The sequence below is a fragment of the Brevibacillus sp. IT-7CA2 genome, assembly GCF_949767855.1.
In the GTDB taxonomy this organism is placed as follows: Bacteria; Bacillota; Bacilli; order Brevibacillales; family Brevibacillaceae; genus Brevibacillus.
This window is the reverse complement of the sequence record NZ_CATKQT010000053.1, coordinates 256,714-278,947: the sequence shown is the minus strand read 5'-3', so window position 1 is coordinate 278,947 and position 22,234 is coordinate 256,714. Positions and strand designations below refer to the sequence as shown.

Here is a 22,234-nt window from a genome sequence, read left to right as displayed (position 1 = left end):
TTCGTTCTGCCGCCCAGAGGCGACTTTTTTAATTTACCACATAACCACTTAAGAAATCAAGTGTTTTTTAAAACTTTTTTCTCGGCCACTCTGCGTTAGCGCAGCAGCGACGTTTGTTAATATAGCATGGATCACAAATAGAAGTCAACACTAATTGAAAAAATTTTATCCCATTAAAATAAAACCTGTTTCTCTGTCGCCATTTTCCCCTTCTTTGCATACGATCTCTTGGATCAACAAGCGCTGAAGCATCTTATCTATCACGAGAGGAATCTCAATCTCTGCCTCTGTAATCATCGGATGATTCATCAACTCTTCCAAACGCCAAGGCCCTGATTTTGTCTCCATGAGCTCAACCAAGTATCGAACAGATTCCTTTGTTCTGGATGCGATCCAAAATTCAATTGCCAGCACAAGTAGTTCAATTCGCTTCTCCAATGCTTCTGCATTAAAAGACAGCTCCTCATACAACTTATATATAGAAGGATCTATCTGTTTGACTTGCGTCCATAATGCTGGCTGAGGATGATCTCCCGCTTCATATACAATGAGACGAGCCAAATAGTGAATCGTTTGAATAGCAGAGTGATGCGCGTCCAGCATCATACCTTGCTGCAAAAACTCTTTTGTCTCGTGAAAAAAACGAAGGATTTGGGAATACTCCTTACAGATATGTTTTTTCTGGAGAGAAGATGACAAACTAGCCAGGCGCAACTTCATTTGTTTCATAAAATGTTCTTTGTCCCAAACGATTTCTGCCCTTCGAAGCATCTCGGCAAGTCGTTCATCCAAACCGCAGATGGCTCCCTTCTCCAGCTGCCACGTGCTGATTTGCTGCTCGATGATCACTTGTTCCTGAAATAGCATCCGACGGATTTTACCATCAGCTTGGGGCTCATTTACTACGACGAAATAAAAGATTCCCTCGCGAAAGGGAACTAGCATATCCGAATCATTCAAAACAAGCACCGCTTGCACATCCAAACGCTGCTGAAGATTTTTCAGATACGTTTGCCTTAAAGTCATGCCTTGTTCCTCCCTGCCCCCTGGGTTGAACTTATGGATTCTACAAGTCTTGTCCGTTTCCTGCTTGTCAACAGACAAATCCTTTGTATGCTATACTATAGGGTAGGAGGAATGATCATGAAAAATACAGAACGCCTGAGCAAGATCAAACGCATGCGCACATGGGGCAACTGGAGCATGGTAATCGGCATTTTGCTGATGTATACAGGGTACGCATTTTTTGCAGGTTATTTGGACTTTATTCCTTTACTTGGAAGCCTATTAAAAGGCTCTTACATTTTTATGACGCTGCTTTTGATCATCGGGTTCATTCTGACAATGGGCAGTACAGTCTTGTTTATGATTTCTGGGATGGTCTCCACGTCAGCTCCACAGGTGCAATGTCCTTCATGCCAAAAAGTCACGAAGATGTTGGGGAAAGAAGACGCCTGTATGTTTTGTGGACAACCTTTACGCATAGAAGACGGACATCCTCAGCAAAACCAAACATAATATGATTTCTTTCATCTATACGTAAAAAGCCACCTGCTAATTCCCGAGCATTCGGGGTGCAGGTGGCTTTCTTTCTTGAAAGCTGTCTGTCTTTTATTTCAGAGTCTCGTCAATTGCTTGCCATATCTCCGGCACCTCAAAGCCTCGGCGCCAAGAAGCTACACCCGCCAAGTCGTACTTATTGACGATCTCCATACGCTTCTTCATAGAAGTTACGTCTTCTATCCACATTTTATAGACGTTGCCATCCTTCGGGTCTTTATACTCCACATAATGTTGACCTGAAGCTTCATCCATAACTGGCGTCAGCTTGCGTTCGTTGATCCATTCCTGGGCTTTCGTCATGGAATAAGCTTTGGAGCTAACCTTTACAGTGCCATCAGCCTGCTTGGCTTCTGTCCACAAGCGTGTGTAAAAAGGTACACCCAGCAACAGCTTTTCGTTAGGGACTTCTTCCAGCACTCCTTGCAAGCCTCGCTCCACCCATGGCAATGATGCCACAGATCCAGCTTTTGGACTCGCTGCCCAATGCTCATCATACGTCATCACCGCAACATAATCGACAACCTCGGCCAAAGCTTTCCGATCCAGGAACATGGACCATTGCTTAGCATTTGACTTGATCGTCACATCAATGGTAACGGTCAGTCCTTGCTGATGGAGATACGGCGTCAGCTCTCGAACAAACTGAACGAGCTCCTCTTTCTCTTCTAAATACACGTTCTCAAAATCGATGTTGATGCCATCGAGATCGTATAGATGAGCGTAGTACAAGAGTTGGGCGATTAACTTATCTCGCTTGTCATAGCTACTGAGAACAGATTTGGTCCAATCTGGATTAAAACCGTTTGTAACTAGACCCCAAACCTTGTAGCCCCTCTTATGGGCCCATTTGACGTACGCAGAATCAGCCCTGTTCAACAGATTTCCTTCTGCATCCTTCATTTCAAACCAAGTAGGAGAAACTGCATTTACCCCTGGTAATGCACCAATTTTTGAAACATCCGGATTTTTACTGACGACGTGCTCCCATACGAGATTGATCTTTCCCTCAGGCTTCCAAGCAGCATGTTGTTGTCCGGTAGCAGTCGTGTGCTCCAGCTGGACTTTGCGCACATCCGTCATCTCAATACTTTTCTCTGAAATGAATCCGCCTACTCCTGAGGCCGTCAATATGCGATACCAGTTTTCCTTTTTGCCAAGAACGTCAACAACCTCTCCTGACGACAGCTCTGCTACGATTGGGGTTCGGTGAGAAGCACCGGTACGAACTACCTGTTTTTCCTCGGCAGCGATCACTTTCGCTTGCTGGATTTCGTAGCCCTCTTTTTCGACGACCAGGACACCCGAATCTGCTTTTTGCTCAAAAGAATAAGGATACAGCTTTTCCAACGGATCCAACGGGACATAGCGTGTGCCGTCGACCTCTTTTACCGGAACGAGTAAATCCACAGGTTTTTTGTTCAGATAGGCGACAACTTCTCCACTCTCCATCCGAAGCACCTTATCCTTCGTCGTGACGATAACGGAACGTGTAGGCTCATCCCAAAAAATCGAAGGATCAATGTTCTCTTTAATGAAATCAAAGGGCAGTAATATTTGCTCTGATTCCAATAAATACGTGGAATCTTTCTGCGAGCCTTCGTATACAATCACATTTTTCTCACCATCATACGGCTGCACATGCTCAGTTGAGGCACGGAGCACAAAAAACCAGTAAATGCTGCCGAAGATGGCCAACAAGAGAAAGCTTAACAAAAACAGCGTACGAAAAACCCGTCGTTTCCTTCTTCTTGGTCGCAGAGCTCTACCCGACTCCCTGCTCATAATCTCCACCTGCTTCCCGGTACATAAGCCTGTCTTCTGACTTGGGCTGTATGATTTGACTCATTATTTCGATCATAGCGTTGGTTCAATCCATTCACAACCTTTTGTATTCTGGTAATTCACGGACAAGCTTCCTACCAAGAAGAAGACGTACGAAAAGCCAAAAGGTTACAGATATCGACAGAAAGGGTTATGTCCTCCAAAAGCAAACACCCCCTGCATCACCGGGATTATCCGATTCAAGCAGGAGGTGCTCATCCATCAAATACATTCTTAGTGGGGATTCTTTTGACAGGAATCACAAACGCCATAAACTTCCATACGATGTCCGGTTACTTTGAAGCCGATGTCTTTGGAAGCAGCTACTTCTGCATCCCGCAAATACGGAAAGTGGAAGTCCCTGATCGCACCACAGGAGGAACAGATCGCATGATAATGATCTTCTTCCACATTGGCATCGAATCGGCTGGACGCATCCCCGTAAGTGAGCTCTGTAACCAATCCAGCATCTTTAAAGACTCGTAGATTGTTATAAATCGTTGCAACGCTCATATTCGGGAATTTGCCTTCAAGGGCTTTATATATTTCGTCAGCCGTCGGGTGAGTCATCGTTTCCAGCAAATAGGTCAAAATTGCATGGCGCTGAGGTGTCATGCGAACCCCGGTATTCTTCAGGATTTCAACAGCTTTCTCCACACGTTGTACCATCTTGTTACACCCCACAGTCTTTCGCAAGACAAAAGAACAAGCTTCTCTAATGTCATTGATTAGAATTACTATAAATAAGTGTACGTCTAGTCGGCGAAAACTGTCAATATCCATTCATCCGATTTGGAAAGAAAGAAGTGGAAAATCAAGTTTTTACTTTGCTTTTACAGGCTTTTTGGTTGCAGGCTTTTTGGCTTTTTTGGCTTCCGCCTGTGCAAACTTACACATGGATTGAAGTGTACAGCTGCCGCACTGTGGATTGCGTGACGAACATACACGTCTGCCGTGCCAGATTAGCCAATGATGCGCATCCGTCCACTTCTCTTTCGGAATGCGCTTCATGAGCTGACGCTCCACTTCGTCCACATTGTCGCTATTCGCAAGGCCTAACCGGTTTCCTACGCGGAATACATGCGTATCCACCGCGATCGCAGGAATCCCGAATGCATTGGACAAAACGACATTTGCAGTCTTTCTCCCTACCCCCGGCAATGCTTCGAGCTCGGCATGCGTTTGTGGAACTACGCTATTGTATTTTTCGTACAAGATTCTACAGGTCTCTAAAATGTTTTTACTCTTATTCTTATACAACCCGAGCCCTTTTATATGCTCTTCCATTTCTTCCTGTGTCAAATGAAGGTAATGCTCCGGCTGGTTTAGCTGCTGGAACATGGGTGCCGTAATCTCATTCACCCGTTTATCTGTACATTGAGCAGAAAGAATGGTCGCAATGAGAAGTTCAAATGGGGTTGTATAATTCAATTCACAGTGCGCATCCGGATAAAGCTGCTGCAAATTATCCAAAATGTCGCCAACAGGTACTTTGCGTTGTGCCATAAATATATCCCCCTTTTCCCTACATTATACCGCCTTGGTCAACACAGCGATCGATAGCACCGCAAGCTGCACCTGTTGTACAATGTGTCTGGAAGTATTTAACGGGAGGGGGTTTTCCATGAAAGTATTCCTGACTGGTGCCACAGGGTTTGTTGGACGAGGTATACTCGAGCGCTTGCAAGCAGAAGGATATGAGACCGTTTGCCTCACCAGAGCTAGTTCAACAGGTAAGCTTCCCTACAAAGAATCCGCCAATGCGCAAATAACGGAAGCAACCGGCGATCTATTTGATAAAGAATCATTGATGAGAGCAATGCAAGGCTGCGATGCTGCCATCCACCTTGTCGGAATTATTCGCGAACAACCGGGGAAAGGCATTCACTTTTCTCGTATCCATGTAGAAGGTACAAAAAATGTACTGGAGGCCGCCAAGCAAGCTGGAATCAAGCGCTTTGTCCATATGAGTGCTCTTGGTGCACGCGAAAACGCCACAAGCGCCTATCACCGAACCAAATACGAAGCGGAGCAGCTTGTGCAAGAAAGCGGTATTCCATACGTCATTTTCCGTCCATCTGTTATTTTTGGTCCTGGGGATGAATTCGTGAACATGCTCGCCGATCTGGTTCGGTTACCTATCACACCGGTCATTGGCGATGGCTCATACCCTTTGCAGCCAGTTGCTCGCAAGACAGTGGCCGATGTATTCGTCCAAGCCTTGAGCAGACCAGAAGCAACCAATCAAACTTACGAAACAGGCGGACCCGAACCACTCTCCTACGGACAAATCCTAGATACGATTGGCGAGGCTATCGGAAAGCGGAAGGTCAATAAAATTCATATTCCCCTTGCTTTAATGAAGCCTGTGGTAAATATGATGGAGAGATTCCCATTTTTCCCGATTACGAATACGCAGCTCACCATGCTGCTAGAAGGAAACGCATGTAAGGACGGAAAGCTTCTCTACGATACTTTTCACACAGAGAGAATCGACTTTCTCCCGGGAATCACCACTTACCTGCGTACCAAATAAAAAATAGGAGCCCCCTGCTTGATCCCAGGGGGCTTTTGCCTATTCGTGCAGCGTTTTCTCTACTGCACTTGTCTCTTTATTAATATGACGAGCCACAACGAAAAGATAATCAGACAATCGGTTGAGGTATTTGACCACGGACGGATTTACCTGCTCCTGCTGTGCCACATGGACTGCTTTGCGCTCTGCACGTCTGACGACCGTACGCGAAACATGGAAGGCAGCCGCTGCCGGATGTCCGCCAGGCAAAATAAAATTGGTGAGCGGAGGCAACTTTGCATCTAACATGTCAATTTGCTCTTCCAGAAAAGTAACGTCCTCTTCTGTAATTGGCCAACCTACCTTTTTGCCTTCTGGCGTCGCCAACTCAGCCCCTACATGGAAAAGCTTTGTCTGGATGACATGGAAGACATCCTGCAATTCCTTCCATTCTTCTGTCGCAGGCAACAGGGCCAGTGCCAATCCAATCTGCGAGTTGGCTTCATCGCACGTACCGTATGCCTCTACACGGTCTGCAAACTTAGGCACGCGGACACCAGCAACCAGGGACGTCTCACCTTTATCCCCTGACTTTGTATAAATCTTCATTCCGTATCCCCTCCACAGGTTCCGTTTACAAAGCTTCTGCGACCAGAATCAATTCTGAGCTATTTGCATCAAAAGCTGTCTTTGCAAAAGAACCGTATCGTTGTATGACCTTCAAGCCGTTTAAGCGAAGCAGATGATGAAGCTCCGCGGGGAAAATATAGCGGAGAGTAAATCGGCCTTTCACCCGTTCTGTCACAACTCCCTGTGCATCCGTACGCTCGTATATGCGTGTCACTTCGGACAGTTGCTGAAAATGGTCATAACGGGTGTAATCCCACATCGCAACCTCTTCCCCCGACGGGAGTGGATAGGTGCCACGCAAGGACATTTTTTCATTTTCCTCGTAAAAATGATGAATCTTGGGCACAAACACGTTCATGATGAACTTCCCGCCTGGAGCCAGATGCTTGCGAATGCACGTCAATGCCTTCATTTGCTCTTGAACATGCAACAGGTGCAAAAACGACCGAAAAGGAATCATAATCAGCGAAAATGAATCCTGTAGGTCAAAGGCGCGCATATCCCCCTGCAATAGCTTCAAGCCGGATGTTACACCTTGTTCCTCTGCTTTTACCTGAGCCCTTGCCAACATATCTTGGGATAGGTCAATTCCGGTAACATCGATGCCAGCCTGCGCCATCGGAATGCTAATTCTTCCGGTGCCGCAAGCGAGATCCAGCACTTTTCCCCCTGCCAGCTTGGCTTGTTCCAGATAGAACTCAACATCACCCGCAACACCGCGTTGAGTGAGATCATAGTAGTCAGCCCATTGATACATATTGCTCATCTGGTCCTCCTATGCTTGCATTTCTTTTGATTGAAGGTATGCCATAACGAGCTTTGCCGTGTTGTCGAGCGCTTCTTTATGTGTACGTTCATGGGAGTGGGATGCATCTACTCCCGGTCCGATCAAACCATGGACAACGTCATATCCGGCTCTCAGCGCAGCACTTGCGTCAGAACCATAGTAGGGATAAATGTCCACTTGGTAGTTCAGACTGTTCGCTTGTGCGAGCTTGGTCAGATGGCTGCGCAATCCGTAGTGGTAAGGTCCTGTGGAATCCTTCGCACAAATGGACACACAATACTCATCTGTCGTCTGTCCGTCCCCAATCGCGCCCATGTCGACAGCCAGGTACTCCACCACGTTGTCAGGGATGCTGGAGTTGCCTCCGTAGCCGATCTCTTCATTATTGCTGATAAAAAAGTGCGTGGTGTAAGGCAGCTTCTCGCCGGATTCACTCAGTTCTTTCAGAACCCCCAGCAACACAGCCACGCTTGCTTTGTCGTCGATATGGCGGGACTTAATAAAGCCGCTATCCGTTACTGTTACCCGAGGATCAAAGGAGACGAAATCTCCGACGGAAATCCCAAGCGCAAGGACCTGCTCTTTGTTTGTGACCTTTTCATCCAGTCGGACTTCCATGTTCGCATCATTGCGCTCCGCTTTTCCTGCTTCTGAGCTGTATACATGCACGGAAGCTTTGGTGGACAAAATGGTACCGGTTACAAGACGACCGCTGCTAGTCTCTACAACGCAGTGCTCCCCTTCAATCGCATTGAATGCAAAGCCGCCGATCAAGGTCAGCTTCAAGCGTCCGTTGCTCTTTATTTCTTTTACCATCGCGCCCAGCGTATCGACGTGAGCTGTCAAGAGTCTTGCTTTGTCATTATTGGCCCCCGCTACTGTTGCAACGATTGCCCCTTTGTTTGTCCGTTTATAGGAAACGCCAAGCTTTTCTAACTCTTGTGCAACCCAGGCCATTACTTTTTCCGTATTGCCAGATGGACTTGGGATGTTCGCCAATTGGCAAAAGCTTTCTACAACATATTCCGTGGATACACTCATCTGTATGTTCCTCCATTCGCCCATTGCGAAATAAACGTTAGGATTGAAGTTCTTCCTTAATAAATTGAAGCACTTCCTGCACATGCCCTTTGACCTTTACTTTTGGCCATACTTTTGCGATGTTGCCTTCTTTGTTGATGACGAACGTCGTGCGTTCTATGCCCATGTACTCTCGTCCGTACATTTTTTTCAATACCCACACACCATAAGCCTCTGCCACCTGGTGATCCGGATCTGCCAGAAGTGGAAAAGGCAATTCGTGCTTCGCGATAAATTTGTCATGCGACTTCACAGAATCCGGACTGATCCCGAGAACAATTGTATTCAGCTCAGCAAAGCCCGAATGGAAGTCACGAAAGTCGCATGCTTCTGTGGTACATGTCGGTGTTTGGTCCTTCGGATAAAAATAAAGCACCACATTTTGTCCATGAAATTGGGAAAGTGAGATGGTCTGATTGTTGCTCGCCTGCAAAGTAAATGCAGGTGCAGCTTGTCCTACTGCCGTCAAACTTTTCCCTCCTCTCAATAATGTCCTGTTTTCGCTGGTCCCATTTTACCACAATCTAGTAGTCACTTCATCCGCATACAAGTTGCGCTTTGATTCAGAAAAGGATAGAATAAAAAAAAATAAAATTTGGCCTAGTCAGTTGGATGGTGAATTCGCATGAAAGAGTTTTTTGAAGTAACAGATCCAGAAGCGCTAAAATCGCTTGCTATAGCGGAACGGGTTAAAATTTTGGAACTCTTTGAAGATTTGGAGCCCAGAACGGCCAAACAAATCGCTACAGAACTAGGCGAAAATGCTGCACGGCTACATTACCATGTGAAGGAGCTCGTGCGTGTTGGGTTGCTCGAGCAAGTGGATACCCGGGTAAAAGGCTCTATTGTGGAGAAATATTATGAGCCTGTTGCCAAGGTCATTCAGGTCAAGCTCCAATTGATGATTGAAGAAAACGCTCAACAATTAAGTGATGTCATGTTTACTCCGTTTCGTACTACGGAAAAGGACCTCATGCGAACTCTCAATCGCTTCGTCGCAAGCGACCAAGATGTTAGGAAAGAGTATAAAAATACGTTCGCTTATAATTTGACTGAATTTTATTTGAGTCAAGAGGAACGTAATCAATTTGTGGAAGACATCTCTGAGCTGTTGCAAAAGTACAAAGGGTTCAAAAAGGAATCTGGCCGTCGAAAATTCAAGTTTTTCGACACCCTGTTCCCATTGACTCCAGCTGACCCAACAGATGATTCAGATGATCCTTTTGATGATTCGAATGAGTAAGTCACCAAGAAAACCATCAGGTACGATGGTTTTCTTTCATTTTCTAATCAAAGGAGGACTCCCATGCGGACGATCTTGTTTGATTTCGACGGCACAGTTGCCGATACCCTCCCCTTGATCTTCACCGCTTTTCGCTCTACCTTTCAGCAGTTTTTACAAGAGCATTATACCGACGAGCACATTGTAGCTCTCTTTGGCCCCACAGAGACAGGCATTTTGCAAAACAAGCTACCCTCACATGTGCATGACAACGCCCTCGCTCATTTTTTTCGTGTATACACAGATGAACACTCCCGCGTACAAAATCCTGAAAATATCCGAAGCATGCTCGATGAACTTCACGCAGCAGGTATCCAAATGGGAATCGTAACAGGAAAAGGGCGCAAAAGCGCTGACATCTCCCTTCGAGAATGGGGATTAGCTTCGTATTTTTCCGTCGTGATCACAGGGGATGAGGTCACACATCCAAAGCCTCATCCAGAAGGTATTTTTACTGCTATGAAACAGCTAGGCGCTACGCCTGCGGAAACCATTTTCGTAGGTGACAGTGATGCTGATGTGTTGGCTGGTCGTGCCGCTGGTTTGCAAACAGTCGGTGTGGATTGGCTTTTGGTTACACAAAAGTCGGGAAAATTCGATCCCGAGCCTGACTACCACTTTACGGATGTGCAAGCTTTTACCGAATGGATACTCGGACGCTAGAGGAAAAAAGGGTGTGCCCTGCCGCCGAAGCGTGGACACACCCTTTTTTTAATTTAATACGCCCGTCCGAACCAGACGCTATGCTGTGACTCTTTGCCGCAGCAAATGCAGGCTTTCTTTTGTACAGGAGGCTCAAACGGGATGTTACGAGAAGTGAACTTGGTTTCCTCTTTGATCTTCGATTCACAAGCATCATCCCCACACCAGCCAGCTAACACCCATCCGCTCGTTTTGTTTTCGCTCTCGCTTTTTGCAATATGAGCAGATAGCTGCTCCAGTGTATCGATCCCAAAATGTGAGTTCTCATCACGAAAGGCTAGTGCTTTTTGGAACATATTTTGCTGAATCTCTCCCAACAGTTGAACCACTGTCTGCGCGATACCTTCAAGTGAAACCGTCACCTTCTCCCCTGTATCACGACGAGCCAGAATTACTTGACCATTTTCCACGTCACGTGGGCCGAGCTCCAGACGCAGAGGAACCCCGCGCATTTCCCATTCATTGAACTTCCAGCCTGGTGTTTCTTCACGAAGATCAGCACGGACACGCACTCCTGCGGCCTTGATCTCGTCAAAGAGTGGATCAAACGCCTCCATGACTTTCTCGCGCAGCTTCATCGGACCGACTGGGATCATTATTACCTGTGTCGGAGCCATGCGAGGCGGCAACACTAGACCGCGGTCATCGCCATGCACCATGATCATCGAACCAATCAGTCGCGTAGAGGTTCCCCATGATGTGGTGTGAACGTACTTGAACTGATTGTCACGATCCAAAAACTTGATTTCAAAGCCACGCGCGAATTTATCGCCCAAATAGTGCGAGGTTCCCGCTTGCACTGCTTTGCCATCCTTCATCATCGCTTCAATGGAATACGTGTCAACAGCACCGGCAAAGCGTTCACTTGGTGTTTTTTGTCCCTCCCAAACCGGAATGGCCAGCTCCTGCTCGACGACCTCTCGGTAAATCTCCAGCATTTGCATCGTTTCCTGACGAGCTTCCTCCTCTGTCGCATGTGCCGTGTGGCCTTCCTGCCAGAGAAATTCTGATGTCCGCAAGAACGGCATCGTCCGCTTTTCCCAACGAAAAACGTTTGCCCATTGGTTGATTAATACAGGCAGGTCGCGGTAGCTTTGAATCCATTGGCTGTACATATGTCCTATGATCGTCTCAGAGGTTGGACGTAGCGCGAGCTTTTCCTCTAGCTGCTCGCCCCCAGCCTCTGTTACCCAAGGCAGCTCTGGATTGAAGCCCTCGATATGCTCTTTTTCTTTTTGAAAGAAGGACTCGGGGATCAGCATCGGGAAATAGGCATTGCGATGCCCTGTCTCCTTGAAACGCTTATTCATCGCCTCTTGAATTCGCTCCCATAGCTCAAAGCCATCCGGCTTGAACACAATGCAGCCGCGTACCGGTGTGTAGTCCATCAAATCCGCCTTTTTAATGACATCGATGTACCAACGCGAAAAATCCTCCGATTGCGGTGTAATTTCTTTTACAAACGCTTTGTCCTCTTTCATCCGTCTACGCTCCTTTTTATTCTTACGCAAAATGCAAAAAATCCCCCATCCCAAAAAGGGACGGAGGATCAACTTCCGCGGTACCACCCTGATTGACTACAGCATACGCCATAGTCCTCTCGATAACCCGATAACGGTGGGCATCCGGCTAAGCTCTTCACTAGCGGCTTCAGGATGGGGTGCAGTTATCCTTTACGTATCAGCCTTCCAGACTAGGGCCGACTCTCTGTCACGTGGGAATAGCTGCGGGTCCTTTCATAGCCTTTTGTGACTATCTATTAACTAAACATATTAGCGAGTCACATCGTCGTTGTCAATTGTTGGTACGCGCAGCGATTCTGGAGCCGAGCTTCACGTAGATCGGATACGCAACCACTGAAATCATAACACCTTTGAAGAGATTGAATGGGACGATTCCGTACAGAACCAATGACCAGATACTTGTCGCATTGAACATGGTCAAGAGCTGTTCAATCGGCATTTGATAAAGCACAGCGTACGCAGGCAACAGCACATAAGCATTTGCCACAGCCATGACAATCGTCATCAAAATCGTTCCCAGAGCGAGACCAGTCAGGAAGCCTTTTTTGCCTTGGCCCAGTCGCTGCATGTAGACAGCCGCAAAAATAAAGCTTGATCCTGCTACAACGTTTGCAAGCTCCCCGATCAAAAGACCGTCTGTATTTTTGAAGAGCATGTGCAGTGTATTTTTCAGTACCTCGATAATAACGCCGGCTACAGGTCCGTACATGAGTCCCCCGATCAATGCCGGGAGTGTACTGAAGTCGAGCTTCAAAAAGCTTGGCATCAGCGGAACGGGAACCTCGAGATACTGCAGAATAAATGCAACGGCCGCCAGCATGGGAATCGTCACCAGCTTTTGGGTTGCACGTGTGCGCGAAGAATGCAACGCTGTTTCTTTCATGTTTACCATCTCCTCATTTTTCTACTCCTTCTTGAGGAATGGCAACAGTCGTCGTAAGCTCACACGTCTTGTTACACAAACAGAATAAACCCTGTGGCTATTAGTTCCACAGGGCATTTGCAAGCGTATGACAAACCATGCGCAAATAAAAGGTACAAGAAACTAGAGGGCTGGCCTCTACGTTCTCATCCCGTTTGCACAGGCAAACAAGCACGCGTGATAAACGTACTGTCGTCATCCTTCTCCCATCCAGACTGTACTGTCGGCTCTGGAATCACACCAGATCCTGCACTCCGTCGCTACTTTCAGCTCGGGAGGCTCGCGGGCTTAACATGCATAAAGCATGATCACCGCCGGTCGGGAATTTCACCCTGCCCCGAAGGAATGTGTAGTTGTATACAGCATATTATACTGCTGTTTTTTGATTTGACAATAGAGGAAACTGCCAGCTCGACACTTTTTGTTTATTTTTCCGATTTGTTTAGTAGGAATAACATGACCCAAAAGAAATAGACCGCCCTTGAGTTCACCAGCTCTGCGGTCTATTTCACAACATAGTATTTGCGGAAGCGCCTATTGTACCGGCCGTTCCGGTTGCAGCCGGGACGGTCTTTTTTTACCTTATGCTTTTAGATCTCGTTACATCCAATATTACCACAACGACTAAATCATCAAGAACCCGCTCCCCGATACTTCGTGACTCCCCAGTTCCAGACTAACAGCCCAATCCCGAAGAAAATAACAGCCACTACCGGCGTCATTGCCGCATATGTGTACCAGACTTCCTTGCGCAAAAAGTAAGCCGCCGGATAAACACCCACGAAGGCAAACGGCAGCACGTAGGTGAGCACAAAGCGAATCGCCTTGTTGTACACGTCTACCGGATAGCGCCCATATTGCTGGATGTTGTAAATCATCGGAGCAATCCCTGTCCGCGAGTCGGAAAAGAAGCTAACCGCAGCAATTGCGGTATACACGCCACCGTAAATCAGTGCCCCGCTGATTGAGAGCCCGATAAAGATGAACACGTCGTACCAGTAAAACGACAAATCGAGTTGAATGGCAGCATACCCCATGATGATGATCCCGGTTATGACTCCAAAAATGCGGTCTGGCGCAATCGACTCGAGACACACCTGTGCCAGATTGTGAATCGGTCTCGTCAGGATGCGATCCATCTCGCCCCGGATGATATACCGTTCGTTGAAGTCCCAAAAACCGAAGAACATCGAGAACAACGCGTATGGAACCAAAAAGAAACCATAGATAAAGATAATCTCATCACGCGTCCAATCCCCCATAAGCGGAACATGCGTGAACACGACAATAATAAAGACGAGATTGATCAACTCAGAAACCAGATTGGACACAAAATCCCCGATAAAATCCGTTCGATAGGCAAGTCTCGTCTTGAAGTACTGGCTCAGGTAGTCGGCAAAAATACTGAAAATATGTCTCATGTTTTGCATGCTCTACCCTCCTTGCACAACCAGCTTGTTGCGGGCAAGACGCCACATCACCAAGATGGGAACCAGTATGACAAACATCCAAATGACCTGAAAACCGATCAATTCCCAGGAACGTTCCGTTGTAATCGCACCTGTGAAGATCAGGCTCGGATAGTAGTTGACCGCCTGAAATGGGAGATAACCCATTACCGTTTGCGCCCAGCCCGGGAAAAAGCTGATCGGCAGCACGAGACCAGACAACAGATCCACCACGACCCGCTTGGCTCGCATCATACCATCGTTTCGGAACAGGAAGAAAGTCAGCAAGCCCGTCACCAGATTGATTTGTGTATTGATCAAAAACGCACACATCAAGCTGATCAAATACAGCCCCCATCCAGTCGCTGTCGCCGGGAAGCTGAATGGAATGATCAGGCTGATAAGGAATATCCCTGGACCCGCGAAAAAGAGAAAGCGAAAGATCCCTTCCCCAAACGCCTGCGCCGTTTTCACGGACAAGTAATTATAAGGGCGTATCATTTCGATCGCGACCTTGCCTTCTCGGACGTCCTGGGCTATTTCTGTATCGATGTTGTTAAAATAAAACGCCCGTGACATCCAAGCAATCGCAACGTAGGAAGTCATCTGTTCCACCGTAAGCCCGCCCAGCTGCTGCTGGCCTCCGTAGATTGCTCCCCATAAAAAGTAGTACGCACCGATGTTGATCGCGTAGATAATGATCCCGCTGTAATAGTTCACACGATAGGCAAGCATCGTCAAAAACCTCATGCGGATGAGTTCCATATAAAGCTTACGCATGGCTGGCTACCTCTTGGTCTGAGGAATAAATGTTGCGAACGATATCCTCTGTGCTCGTCTCCTCGATTTTCACGTCGCTGACTTCAAACGCTGACATGACTGTCGACAAAACAAAGGGCAGCATTTCCTGACTCCGCGCAACTTTTACACTGAGGGTAAAATCATTGATTTGCTCGATCTCACAAGGCATCTCTCCCAATGCCTGACGGAGTGCGGCTGTTGAAGTGCGCTTTTTCATTTGGAAGGACACCTCTGTGCCATTGCCCCATTTTTCCTTGAGGTCATTCAGCAAGCCATCGAAGATCAGCTTCCCTTTGTCCATGACAAGCACGCGTTTACAGAGTGCTTCGATGTCTGACACATCGTGAGTCGTCAACAAGATCGTCATATTTTCCGTCTCATTCAGATTGCGGAGAAACTCACGGATTTTTTGCTTAACGAGCACATCGAGTCCAACTGTCGGTTCGTCGAGAAACAGCAGACGTGGCTTATGAATCAATGAAGCAGCCACTTCACAGCGCATTCGTTGTCCGAGACTTAACTTGCGTACTGGCTGACTGACGAACGGAGAAATATCCAGCTCCTCAATTAAACGCTCCAGCCACTTTTCTCCTTCTGCATCGTCAACCTTATAAACACTTTTCAACAGACGGAAGGACTCTAGCGGAGATAGGTCCCACCAAAGCTGAGAGCGCTGCCCGAAAACAACTCCGATGGATCGAACATACTCTTCACGCTGCTTGAAAGGCACATAGCCGTTAATGACGATTTCGCCGTCGCTCGGGGTCAAGATACCGGTCAGCATCTTGATCGTGGTCGATTTTCCGGCACCATTTTCCCCAATCAGCGCGAACATTTCCCCTTCCTCTACTGTAAAAGAAAGGTCATCCACCGCATTTACCGTCTTGTACTCCCGACTAAACAAATCACGAAAAGCACCACCAAGGCCCGGTCTGGACTGATGGATGCGGAAATCCTTTTGTAAATGATTTACTTGAATCATGGAAAACCGTCCTTTTTTCTTCGCTTAAATACCATTTGTAGTGTATATGAGCCAATCGATTTGTGCAAAAGGCAAACTGCACCAAACTGTTAATGAAGATTAAGGATCATGCCCGTTTTGTCGTCCGACTTTTTGAAGCGGATATAGCGGATGCATTCGGGATCGTTGTTTTCCAGAGAGATGAGCTCGTCTGTATAACGTTGCAGCCCTTTATGTACGATCGGCAGCACCGTCTCTTCCCACTTCGGCTGTGCTTCACCTAAAGCTCTCGGCATGAAAAGACCATCCGTTGCCAGCACCAATGCCTTCACGCCAACTCGATTCATGCGTCCATACTCGATAAAATCCCGACAGGCAACATCGCCATTCAACACGCCATAGCCTCCTGGTCCATTCGCCTGATAGCGGTTATGGATCAGGATGTCCATACATCGTTCGTACAGCTCTGTTCGGGTACACAATCCTTCGTTGATTCCTTCTTCCCACTTCGCCAAGGAGGCCTGTTCCAAATGGCTGACTTGCGTATGCGTCAGGGGTCGTACAATGTCATCCTCATAAACGGCAAATATCATGCAATCTCCCAACTGTGCGTACTCGATATGGGCATCTCCTACACGGACGACTGCACAGGCCGCTCCCCACAATGCTTCCTTTTTCTCAAGATCGATGCCACTTTGCTGCATCTGCTCCTGAAGCGCTTCGTTTATCGTCTCCAAATAATCGTGCAAAGCTGCATCCTCCGGCATTGCTTCCAGCTGCTTTTTTACGAGCTCCGCAGCGATAACTCCGCCTGTCTGTCCTGCTGCGTTCTCATACGGGATCAGCGACGTAATGCCGTCGATAACCGCATACACATGCTTAACCTGCTGAATCACATAGGCGTCCTCATTGCTTTTGCCGCTTCCTTTCGTGGAGATGCACTCAAGTTTCATGATGACCCCGCCTTTACCCATGGAGTGATTTGCTTGAAAATTGTATCATTTTTCCTTTTCCTCATCTATAGCTCTCCGTTCATATCCAGTTGTTGAACAGCTGTGGTAAGATAATGAAGGACTTTTTCCAAAAGAGGTAGTTCCAAAAGAAAAGAGGGAATATGCATGAAACGTGAACGATCCGCGCAACTGCACGAGGAAGCACTCGACGTCATTCTAGGCGGGGTAAACAGCCCTTCCCGCTCTTTCAAGGCTGTAGGCGGGGGAGCACCCGTAACGATGGAACGTGCCCAGGGCGCGTATTTCTGGGACGTGGACGGCAATCGATATATTGACTATTTAGCAGCATATGGCCCCATCATTACTGGCCATGCACATCCACATGTGACCAAAGCGATTTGCGAAGCAGCTGCCAACGGAACCCTGTACGGTACTCCGACTCCATGGGAAATTACCTTCGCAAACATGATCCGCGAAGCAATCCCTTCGATGGAGCGCATTCGATTCAATAACTCCGGTACAGAAGCAGTCATGACCTGCATTCGTGTAGCACGTGCCTATACCGGTCGTGTCAAAATCATCAAATTCGCAGGCTGCTACCACGGCCACTCTGATTTGGTGCTCGTTGCTGCTGGCTCCGGACCATCTACCTTGGGGATTCCGGACAGTGCGGGTATTCCACAAAGCATTGCCAGCGAAGTCATTACCGTACCTTTTAATAATATCGAAGCATACGCAGAAGCTATGAGCAAATGGGGAAGCGAAACGGCTTGCGTCCTCGTTGAGCCGATTGTCGGCAACTTCGGTATCGTGGCACCTGAGCCTGGCTTCCTGGAAGAGGTTAACCGCATCACTCACGAAGCAGGCGCACTTGTCGTCTACGATGAAGTGATTACTGCATTCCGCTTCTGCTATGGCGGAGCACAAAACCTTCTCGGAGTCGAGCCTGATCTGACTGCATTGGGCAAAATTATCGGTGGCGGTCTGCCAATCGGCGCTTATGGCGGTCGTCGGGAAATCATGGAGCAGGTCGCTCCACTCGGACCTGCGTATCAAGCAGGAACAATGGCTGGTAATCCAGCTTCCATCCGTGCGGGAATTGCCTGCCTGGAAGTATTGAAGCAGCCGGGCGTGTACGATGAATTCGAACGACTGGGCGCCATGCTTGCGAACGGAATCACCGAGGCAGCCAACAAACACGGCGTAACCATCCAGCTCAATCGTGTAAAAGGGGCATTGGCTGTTTACTTTACGGACGAGCCTGTTCATGATTATGATGCAGCTCAGAAAGCGAACGGAGAAATATTTGCCCGCTTCTTCCAACTGATGCTGAATGAAGGTGTATGCCTGGCACCATCCAAATATGAAGCTTGGTTCGTGACGACAGCTCATACAGAAGAAGACATTCAAAACACCATCGCAGCTGTAGACCGCGCCTTTTCTCAGCTGTAAACCATTCCCACGTCCTTTCGCATCCGTCCAAGGAAATAATAAGCCTGTTCGCGATTATGTTTTCGAGGAGGATATTTCGGTGTCCAAAGGTGAAAAATCATATCCGCAGGCTCCTGAAAAGACGTTGGATTCCAAAATGAGCAGTAAAATGCTCGAAGTGACCGGCTTTCAAAACCCACGAAAAACCGAGCATCACAAAACCCAAAATCACGACAGATGAACATCAAAACAGACACATTCCCAATCATGCTGACGAGGAATGTGTCTGTTTTTTTCGTATGCAGCAATATTGTCAATAATGGTCAGAGATTGTACAATAAAATAGTGAAACTGTCATAGGACTTATTCGTATACATGAATATGGGACAGAATGAAGTAGTAAGGTTACATGTATGGCTTAGCAACATTTCGTTTTCATAGATTACAACGAGGAGTGAGTGTGGAATGTTTTTCCATCCTATGGATTTCCTGATTCTAATTGCATTCGGACTGTCGCTCTGGGCACAGTTTCGTGTGAAAGGAACTTTTAACAAATTCGCTGAAGTTCCTACCTCCTCCGGTATTACCGGTGCTGAGGCAGCCCGCCGCATGCTCGATGCGAACGGCTTGACGAACGTTCCTGTTCAACATATCCCAGGGACATTGACTGACCACTACGACCCGACTGACCGTGTCGTACGCCTGTCTGATCCTGTATACTTCGGCAACTCGATTGCCTCTCTGTCCGTTGCTTGTCACGAGGTTGGTCATGCGATTCAGCACAAGGTCTCTTACCCGATGCTGGTAGCACGCCATCGCATTTTCCCAGTAGTCAACCTGGTGTCCGGTGTGGCGCCGTTGCTGCTGTTGGCTGGCTTCTTCTTTAAAATGGCTGGACTCTTGCTCATCGGGATTATCTTCTTCTCCGGAGCAGTTGCCTTCCAGCTCGTCACACTGCCTGTCGAGTTTAACGCAAGTAGCCGTGCGAAAGAACTGATGCTTAAAATGGGCTTCATCCGCAATGAAGAAGAGCGTGGCGCAAGCAAAGTGCTGGGCGCAGCCGCTCTGACGTACGTAGCTGCCGCTCTGATCTCCGTTCTGGAGTTGGCGAAATACATCATGATTTTCCGTAGCTCTGACGACTAATCCTTTAAACGAAACTGCAAAGGTACAGCTCTCTCACATGGGAGGCTGTACCTTTTTCATGAGGCTACGTTACAATAAGACGGGGGGTTTTGCACATGCGAATTGGAATCATTGGACTAGGCAGTATGGGTCAAATGCTGGTGAAATCACTCTGTAAAAGCGGTGTGATCCAGCCCGAGCATATCACTGTCTTCAATCGAACAAGAGAAAAGGCTGAAATTCTGCAAGCATCGCATGGCATTCTCATAGCTGAAAGTGCGCAAGAGGTGTGCGACCAGGCAAATCTGGTCTTTCTCTGCACAAAGCCACTGGATATCCTGCCTGTACTGCGTGCGTTATCTATCCCTGAAAGTGTACATATCGTTTCTGTAGCAGCTGGTGTTAGCATCGATGATTTGGAAACCGTCCATGCTGGTGCCGTAAGCAAGGTAATTCCTACAGTCACTTCGCAAGAGCTGCATGGTGTATCGTTGTTTACATGCAGCAGTCGAACAAGCGCAGAGGATCGCAATGAGCTACTCACTCTCCTGTCTTCCATTAGTCAATCACAGGAAGTGTCCGAGGTCGAGATCGAAACAGCGACGATCCTCACCAGCAGCGCACCAGGACTGATCGCAGGAATTCTTGACTCGTTCGCGCAGGCAGCCGTTCGCAAAACACCAGATCTTGACCTCGATACTGCGAGAAGCATGCTGGTGGAAACGATGCTGGGAACCGCTCTTTTGCTCAAAAACGAACAGCTTAGCTTCGATCAGCTCATCGAGCGTGTTGCTACCAAAGGTGGCATTACCGAGGAAGGCTTGCGTGTTCTTGACAAGACACTCCCTTCTGGATTTGACGAGTTGTTTGCAATGACAGAATCCAAGCACGCTGCTTTGAAGATACTTGTCCAACAACAAATAAAAGCATAAATCGCGGATAGGAGAACAAGACGATGATCATCGGTTGGATTGGTTTGGGAAACATGGGCATTCCAATGGCTAGCAATCTACTGGCTGCTGGCTACGACGTACGTGTCTGGAATCGTACACCGGGAAAAGCTGCAACATTGGTAGCATTGGGTGCGAAAGAGACTGCGACTTTGTCCGAGGTGGCAGCACAAAGCGATGTACTGTTTACCATGGTAAGTAACGATGATGCCGTAAAAGCAATCTATACAGGCTCAGATGGTCTCTTAAGCCTTCCTGTGCAAGGAAAGCTGGCAGTGGACATGAGCACCATTTCACCGGATACTTCCCGTTTTCTTGCCGAGCAGGCCAAACAAGCTGGGCTGCGCTTTCTCGATGCACCTGTCTCAGGCAGTGTAGGACCTGCAAAAGAAGGGAAGCTCGTCATCATGGTAGGCGGCGAGCAAGCGGATTATGAGGTAGCCAAGCCGATGCTGGACAAGCTAGGCAAAGCAGCCTTTTATTTGGGACCAAACGGTGCTGGCACGTCTGCCAAGCTGGCGATCAATCTGTTGCTTGGCATTACGGTACAAGGTGTCTCTGAGACACTGCTGTTCGCTCGCTCTCTCGGCGTTGGCACAGAACAGATGCTGGACATCATTTCCGAGAGCGCCGTGGGAACCCCGTTAATCCGCGGAAAAGCAGCCTCGATCCTCGCTGACGACTATCCGGCAGCCTTTGCCCTGAAACATATGGCCAAGGACCTTCGACTAGCGCATGAAGCAGGCGTTTCTACACCTTTGGCGGAATCCGTCAATGCCACCTATCGTCATGCACTGGAATCAGGACTGGGAGAGCTCGATTTGATGGCGATCCTGCGTCACCTCGGTGAAAAATAGGTTTCGTGTTTAGACTGACCCTACATAAATGAAACAGCGGCTACCTAAGACCTGAAAATAACGTCTTAGTCTGGCCGCTGTTTTTTTGCATTCCACGCAGAGCATACACCTATGTTTTACATATATTGCATACAAAAGGAGGAGTATGATATGCGTCATCCAAATTTTCAGCATGTACAATACAGTCATCTACCCCCTGTATATGCTGGTAAGACCTTTCGCTATGACTATGATGATGGCAATGTATTTATCATTCATTTCTTTGACGCTACTCATCGGCATGATCAAGGGATTGCTGGACCGCATAGAGGATTCAATGGTTACTATACATTCAACTACGTGGAGATAGCTCCTTGCGTATATTTTATGTACTGGTTGGAAGAAGTCTACACGGTCAGCCAAGTTGCTGATTTTAATAGAATGCTGGTTTATACCCATTATACCTACGATGCACAGGGTGTTCGAAAAAGTCTGTTCCATTCCGGTACCATAACCGAACTAGACAGCTTCACCTCATAATCGGTGAAAGATGACAAAGCGAAAGACCGGAATTGCTTCCGGTCTAAGACTGTAGAGAAACTCCGTTTTTTTCGGGGTTTCTTTCATTATGATTATCCGTGGGAATAATAACGATTAACGAAAAGAGCTGGCAAAACATCTATAGTGAAATGGCGACGGCGTTATGAGGTGTACGGATAGGAAGAATATTTGTGAATGCAAAACAAACCTCCAGCTCCACATTTCTAGTGGTTTTGAAGGTTTGTTTGTAGAGGATGATTTAGTATCCTAGCAAATTTTTCGTGTAATGCTGGTACCCTCATCCCCTAAATTATTCTTTTCCCTAGCAGCAGGTAAACTTGAGAGGGTTCTGCAAGTTATGTTT

24 protein-coding genes and 1 riboswitch are annotated in these 22,234 nt (G+C 47.6%); of the genes, 10 read left to right on the top strand and 14 right to left on the bottom strand.

Features of this window, described 5'->3' with window-relative positions; translation table 11 throughout:
* Positions 1–165: 165 nt before the first annotated feature.
* Positions 166–1,026, bottom strand: a complete 861-nt coding sequence (locus tag ACM6JA_RS28845) for a hypothetical protein (RefSeq protein ID WP_414855162.1) — start codon at positions 1,024–1,026, stop codon at positions 166–168.
* 117 nt (positions 1,027–1,143) lie between these two features.
* Between ACM6JA_RS28845 and ACM6JA_RS28840 the strand changes: the two genes are divergently transcribed.
* Positions 1,144–1,518, top strand: a complete 375-nt coding sequence (locus ACM6JA_RS28840) for a YgzB family protein (protein WP_007728760.1) — start codon at positions 1,144–1,146, stop codon at positions 1,516–1,518.
* A gap of 93 nt (positions 1,519–1,611) precedes the next feature.
* Here the strand turns inward: ACM6JA_RS28840 and ACM6JA_RS28835 are convergent, their stop codons facing one another.
* From ACM6JA_RS28835 to nth, 3 genes are all read right to left on the bottom strand, one after another.
* On the bottom strand, positions 1,612–3,345 hold the full coding sequence (locus ACM6JA_RS28835; RefSeq protein ID WP_414855161.1) for a glycosyl hydrolase family 18 protein: 1,734 nt from the start codon (positions 3,343–3,345) through the stop codon (positions 1,612–1,614).
* 273 nt (positions 3,346–3,618) lie between these two features.
* A complete protein-coding gene (gene perR, locus ACM6JA_RS28830) occupies positions 3,619–4,053 on the bottom strand; it encodes a peroxide-responsive transcriptional repressor PerR (protein WP_047073745.1) in 435 nt (144 codons plus the stop codon).
* A 153-nt stretch (positions 4,054–4,206) separates the two neighbouring features.
* Positions 4,207–4,890 (bottom strand): endonuclease III, encoded by a 684-nt coding sequence (gene nth, locus ACM6JA_RS28825; RefSeq protein WP_414855160.1) that lies wholly within the window; start codon positions 4,888–4,890, stop codon positions 4,207–4,209.
* Between the two features lie 118 nt (positions 4,891–5,008).
* On the opposite strand from nth, the gene ACM6JA_RS28820 reads away from it, so the two are divergent.
* Positions 5,009–5,920 carry a complex I NDUFA9 subunit family protein gene (locus ACM6JA_RS28820; RefSeq protein WP_414855159.1) on the top strand — a complete coding sequence of 304 codons (912 nt, stop codon included), beginning with the start codon at positions 5,009–5,011 and terminating at the stop codon, positions 5,918–5,920.
* A gap of 39 nt (positions 5,921–5,959) precedes the next feature.
* Here the strand turns inward: ACM6JA_RS28820 and ACM6JA_RS28815 are convergent, their stop codons facing one another.
* The 4 genes from ACM6JA_RS28815 to bcp are packed head-to-tail and all read right to left on the bottom strand — an operon-like array spanning position 5,960 to position 8,865.
* Positions 5,960–6,508 (bottom strand): cob(I)yrinic acid a,c-diamide adenosyltransferase, encoded by a 549-nt coding sequence (locus ACM6JA_RS28815; protein ID WP_414855158.1) that lies wholly within the window; start codon positions 6,506–6,508, stop codon positions 5,960–5,962.
* Between the two features lie 25 nt (positions 6,509–6,533).
* On the bottom strand, positions 6,534–7,295 hold the full coding sequence (locus tag ACM6JA_RS28810; RefSeq protein WP_414855157.1) for a class I SAM-dependent methyltransferase: 762 nt from the start codon (positions 7,293–7,295) through the stop codon (positions 6,534–6,536).
* Positions 7,296–7,304: 9 nt separating this feature from the next.
* A complete protein-coding gene (locus ACM6JA_RS28805) occupies positions 7,305–8,357 on the bottom strand; it encodes a M42 family metallopeptidase (RefSeq protein WP_414855156.1) in 1,053 nt (350 codons plus the stop codon).
* 37 nt (positions 8,358–8,394) lie between these two features.
* Positions 8,395–8,865, bottom strand: coding sequence for a thioredoxin-dependent thiol peroxidase (gene bcp / locus ACM6JA_RS28800; RefSeq protein WP_414855155.1), 471 nt, complete (start codon positions 8,863–8,865; stop codon positions 8,395–8,397).
* 156 nt (positions 8,866–9,021) lie between these two features.
* On the opposite strand from bcp, the gene ACM6JA_RS28795 reads away from it, so the two are divergent.
* Both ACM6JA_RS28795 and ACM6JA_RS28790 read left to right on the top strand, forming a co-directional pair.
* Positions 9,022–9,639: a helix-turn-helix domain-containing protein gene (locus ACM6JA_RS28795; protein ID WP_414855154.1), complete on the top strand. Its 618-nt coding sequence runs from the start codon at positions 9,022–9,024 to the stop codon at positions 9,637–9,639.
* A 63-nt stretch (positions 9,640–9,702) separates the two neighbouring features.
* Complete coding sequence (locus ACM6JA_RS28790; protein WP_414855153.1) at positions 9,703–10,341, top strand: HAD family hydrolase; 639 nt, start codon at positions 9,703–9,705, stop codon at positions 10,339–10,341.
* Positions 10,342–10,394: 53 nt separating this feature from the next.
* Here ACM6JA_RS28790 and proS read toward each other — a convergent pair whose 3' ends face one another.
* From proS to ACM6JA_RS28760, 6 genes are all read right to left on the bottom strand, one after another.
* Positions 10,395–11,861, bottom strand: coding sequence for a proline--tRNA ligase (gene proS, locus ACM6JA_RS28785; RefSeq protein ID WP_414855152.1), 1,467 nt, complete (start codon positions 11,859–11,861; stop codon positions 10,395–10,397).
* A 313-nt stretch (positions 11,862–12,174) separates the two neighbouring features.
* The gene (locus ACM6JA_RS28780) at positions 12,175–12,786 is read right to left on the bottom strand and encodes an ECF transporter S component (protein WP_007729829.1); all 612 of its coding nucleotides are present in this window, start codon (positions 12,784–12,786) and stop codon (positions 12,175–12,177) included.
* Positions 12,787–13,019: 233 nt separating this feature from the next.
* A riboswitch (FMN riboswitch) is annotated at positions 13,020–13,174 on the bottom strand.
* 283 nt (positions 13,175–13,457) lie between these two features.
* Positions 13,458–14,255 carry an ABC transporter permease gene (locus ACM6JA_RS28775; protein ID WP_007729827.1) on the bottom strand — a complete coding sequence of 266 codons (798 nt, stop codon included), beginning with the start codon at positions 14,253–14,255 and terminating at the stop codon, positions 13,458–13,460.
* Between the two features lie 3 nt (positions 14,256–14,258).
* Entirely contained in the window at positions 14,259–15,053 is a 795-nt protein-coding gene (locus tag ACM6JA_RS28770; protein WP_007729824.1) for an ABC transporter permease, read from the bottom strand.
* Positions 15,046–16,056: an ABC transporter ATP-binding protein gene (locus ACM6JA_RS28765; RefSeq protein WP_414855151.1), complete on the bottom strand. Its 1,011-nt coding sequence runs from the start codon at positions 16,054–16,056 to the stop codon at positions 15,046–15,048. Before ACM6JA_RS28765 ends, ACM6JA_RS28770 begins: the two co-directional genes overlap by 8 nt.
* An 89-nt stretch (positions 16,057–16,145) precedes the next feature.
* A complete protein-coding gene (locus tag ACM6JA_RS28760) occupies positions 16,146–17,009 on the bottom strand; it encodes a protein phosphatase 2C domain-containing protein (protein WP_414855150.1) in 864 nt (287 codons plus the stop codon).
* 144 nt (positions 17,010–17,153) lie between these two features.
* Between ACM6JA_RS28760 and ACM6JA_RS28755 the strand changes: the two genes are divergently transcribed.
* The 6 genes from ACM6JA_RS28755 to ACM6JA_RS28730 all read left to right on the top strand — a co-directional run bounded on the left by ACM6JA_RS28755 (position 17,154) and on the right by ACM6JA_RS28730 (position 21,870).
* Positions 17,154–18,440, top strand: a complete 1,287-nt coding sequence (locus tag ACM6JA_RS28755; RefSeq protein ID WP_414855149.1) for a glutamate-1-semialdehyde 2,1-aminomutase — start codon at positions 17,154–17,156, stop codon at positions 18,438–18,440.
* A gap of 79 nt (positions 18,441–18,519) precedes the next feature.
* Entirely contained in the window at positions 18,520–18,660 is a 141-nt protein-coding gene (locus ACM6JA_RS28750) for a hypothetical protein (protein ID WP_007729817.1), read from the top strand.
* Between the two features lie 224 nt (positions 18,661–18,884).
* The gene (locus ACM6JA_RS28745; protein ID WP_173618019.1) at positions 18,885–19,565 is read left to right on the top strand and encodes a zinc metallopeptidase; all 681 of its coding nucleotides are present in this window, start codon (positions 18,885–18,887) and stop codon (positions 19,563–19,565) included.
* 95 nt (positions 19,566–19,660) lie between these two features.
* Positions 19,661–20,476, top strand: coding sequence for a pyrroline-5-carboxylate reductase family protein (locus ACM6JA_RS28740; protein ID WP_414855148.1), 816 nt, complete (start codon positions 19,661–19,663; stop codon positions 20,474–20,476).
* Between the two features lie 23 nt (positions 20,477–20,499).
* Positions 20,500–21,351, top strand: a complete 852-nt coding sequence (locus tag ACM6JA_RS28735) for an NAD(P)-dependent oxidoreductase (RefSeq protein WP_414855147.1) — start codon at positions 20,500–20,502, stop codon at positions 21,349–21,351.
* A gap of 150 nt (positions 21,352–21,501) precedes the next feature.
* Positions 21,502–21,870, top strand: coding sequence for a MoaF-related domain-containing protein (locus tag ACM6JA_RS28730; protein ID WP_414855146.1), 369 nt, complete (start codon positions 21,502–21,504; stop codon positions 21,868–21,870).
* The last annotated feature ends 364 nt before the right edge of the window (positions 21,871–22,234 follow it).

Excerpts from the sequence above, each read along its gene's own strand:
- ACM6JA_RS28845 (WP_414855162.1), bottom strand. The coding sequence starts at position 1,026 with ATGACTTTAAGGCAAACGTATCTGAAAAATCTTCAGCAGCGTTTGGAT.
- ACM6JA_RS28840 (WP_007728760.1), top strand. The coding sequence starts at position 1,144 with ATGAAAAATACAGAACGCCTGAGCAAGATCAAACGCATGCGCACATGG.
- ACM6JA_RS28835 (WP_414855161.1), bottom strand. The coding sequence starts at position 3,345 with ATGAGCAGGGAGTCGGGTAGAGCTCTGCGACCAAGAAGAAGGAAACGA.
- perR (WP_047073745.1), bottom strand. The coding sequence starts at position 4,053 with ATGGTACAACGTGTGGAGAAAGCTGTTGAAATCCTGAAGAATACCGGG.
- nth (WP_414855160.1), bottom strand. The coding sequence starts at position 4,890 with ATGGCACAACGCAAAGTACCTGTTGGCGACATTTTGGATAATTTGCAG.
- ACM6JA_RS28820 (WP_414855159.1), top strand. The coding sequence starts at position 5,009 with ATGAAAGTATTCCTGACTGGTGCCACAGGGTTTGTTGGACGAGGTATA.
- ACM6JA_RS28815 (WP_414855158.1), bottom strand. The coding sequence starts at position 6,508 with ATGAAGATTTATACAAAGTCAGGGGATAAAGGTGAGACGTCCCTGGTT.
- ACM6JA_RS28810 (WP_414855157.1), bottom strand. The coding sequence starts at position 7,295 with ATGAGCAATATGTATCAATGGGCTGACTACTATGATCTCACTCAACGC.
- ACM6JA_RS28805 (WP_414855156.1), bottom strand. The coding sequence starts at position 8,357 with ATGAGTGTATCCACGGAATATGTTGTAGAAAGCTTTTGCCAATTGGCG.
- ACM6JA_RS28795 (WP_414855154.1), top strand. The coding sequence starts at position 9,022 with ATGAAAGAGTTTTTTGAAGTAACAGATCCAGAAGCGCTAAAATCGCTT.
- ACM6JA_RS28790 (WP_414855153.1), top strand. The coding sequence starts at position 9,703 with ATGCGGACGATCTTGTTTGATTTCGACGGCACAGTTGCCGATACCCTC.
- proS (WP_414855152.1), bottom strand. The coding sequence starts at position 11,861 with ATGAAAGAGGACAAAGCGTTTGTAAAAGAAATTACACCGCAATCGGAG.
- ACM6JA_RS28780 (WP_007729829.1), bottom strand. The coding sequence starts at position 12,786 with ATGAAAGAAACAGCGTTGCATTCTTCGCGCACACGTGCAACCCAAAAG.
- ACM6JA_RS28775 (WP_007729827.1), bottom strand. The coding sequence starts at position 14,255 with ATGCAAAACATGAGACATATTTTCAGTATTTTTGCCGACTACCTGAGC.
- ACM6JA_RS28770 (WP_007729824.1), bottom strand. The coding sequence starts at position 15,053 with ATGCGTAAGCTTTATATGGAACTCATCCGCATGAGGTTTTTGACGATG.
- ACM6JA_RS28765 (WP_414855151.1), bottom strand. The coding sequence starts at position 16,056 with ATGATTCAAGTAAATCATTTACAAAAGGATTTCCGCATCCATCAGTCC.
- ACM6JA_RS28760 (WP_414855150.1), bottom strand. The coding sequence starts at position 17,009 with ATGGGTAAAGGCGGGGTCATCATGAAACTTGAGTGCATCTCCACGAAA.
- ACM6JA_RS28755 (WP_414855149.1), top strand. The coding sequence starts at position 17,154 with ATGAAACGTGAACGATCCGCGCAACTGCACGAGGAAGCACTCGACGTC.
- ACM6JA_RS28745 (WP_173618019.1), top strand. The coding sequence starts at position 18,885 with ATGTTTTTCCATCCTATGGATTTCCTGATTCTAATTGCATTCGGACTG.
- ACM6JA_RS28740 (WP_414855148.1), top strand. The coding sequence starts at position 19,661 with ATGCGAATTGGAATCATTGGACTAGGCAGTATGGGTCAAATGCTGGTG.
- ACM6JA_RS28735 (WP_414855147.1), top strand. The coding sequence starts at position 20,500 with ATGATCATCGGTTGGATTGGTTTGGGAAACATGGGCATTCCAATGGCT.
- ACM6JA_RS28730 (WP_414855146.1), top strand. The coding sequence starts at position 21,502 with ATGCGTCATCCAAATTTTCAGCATGTACAATACAGTCATCTACCCCCT.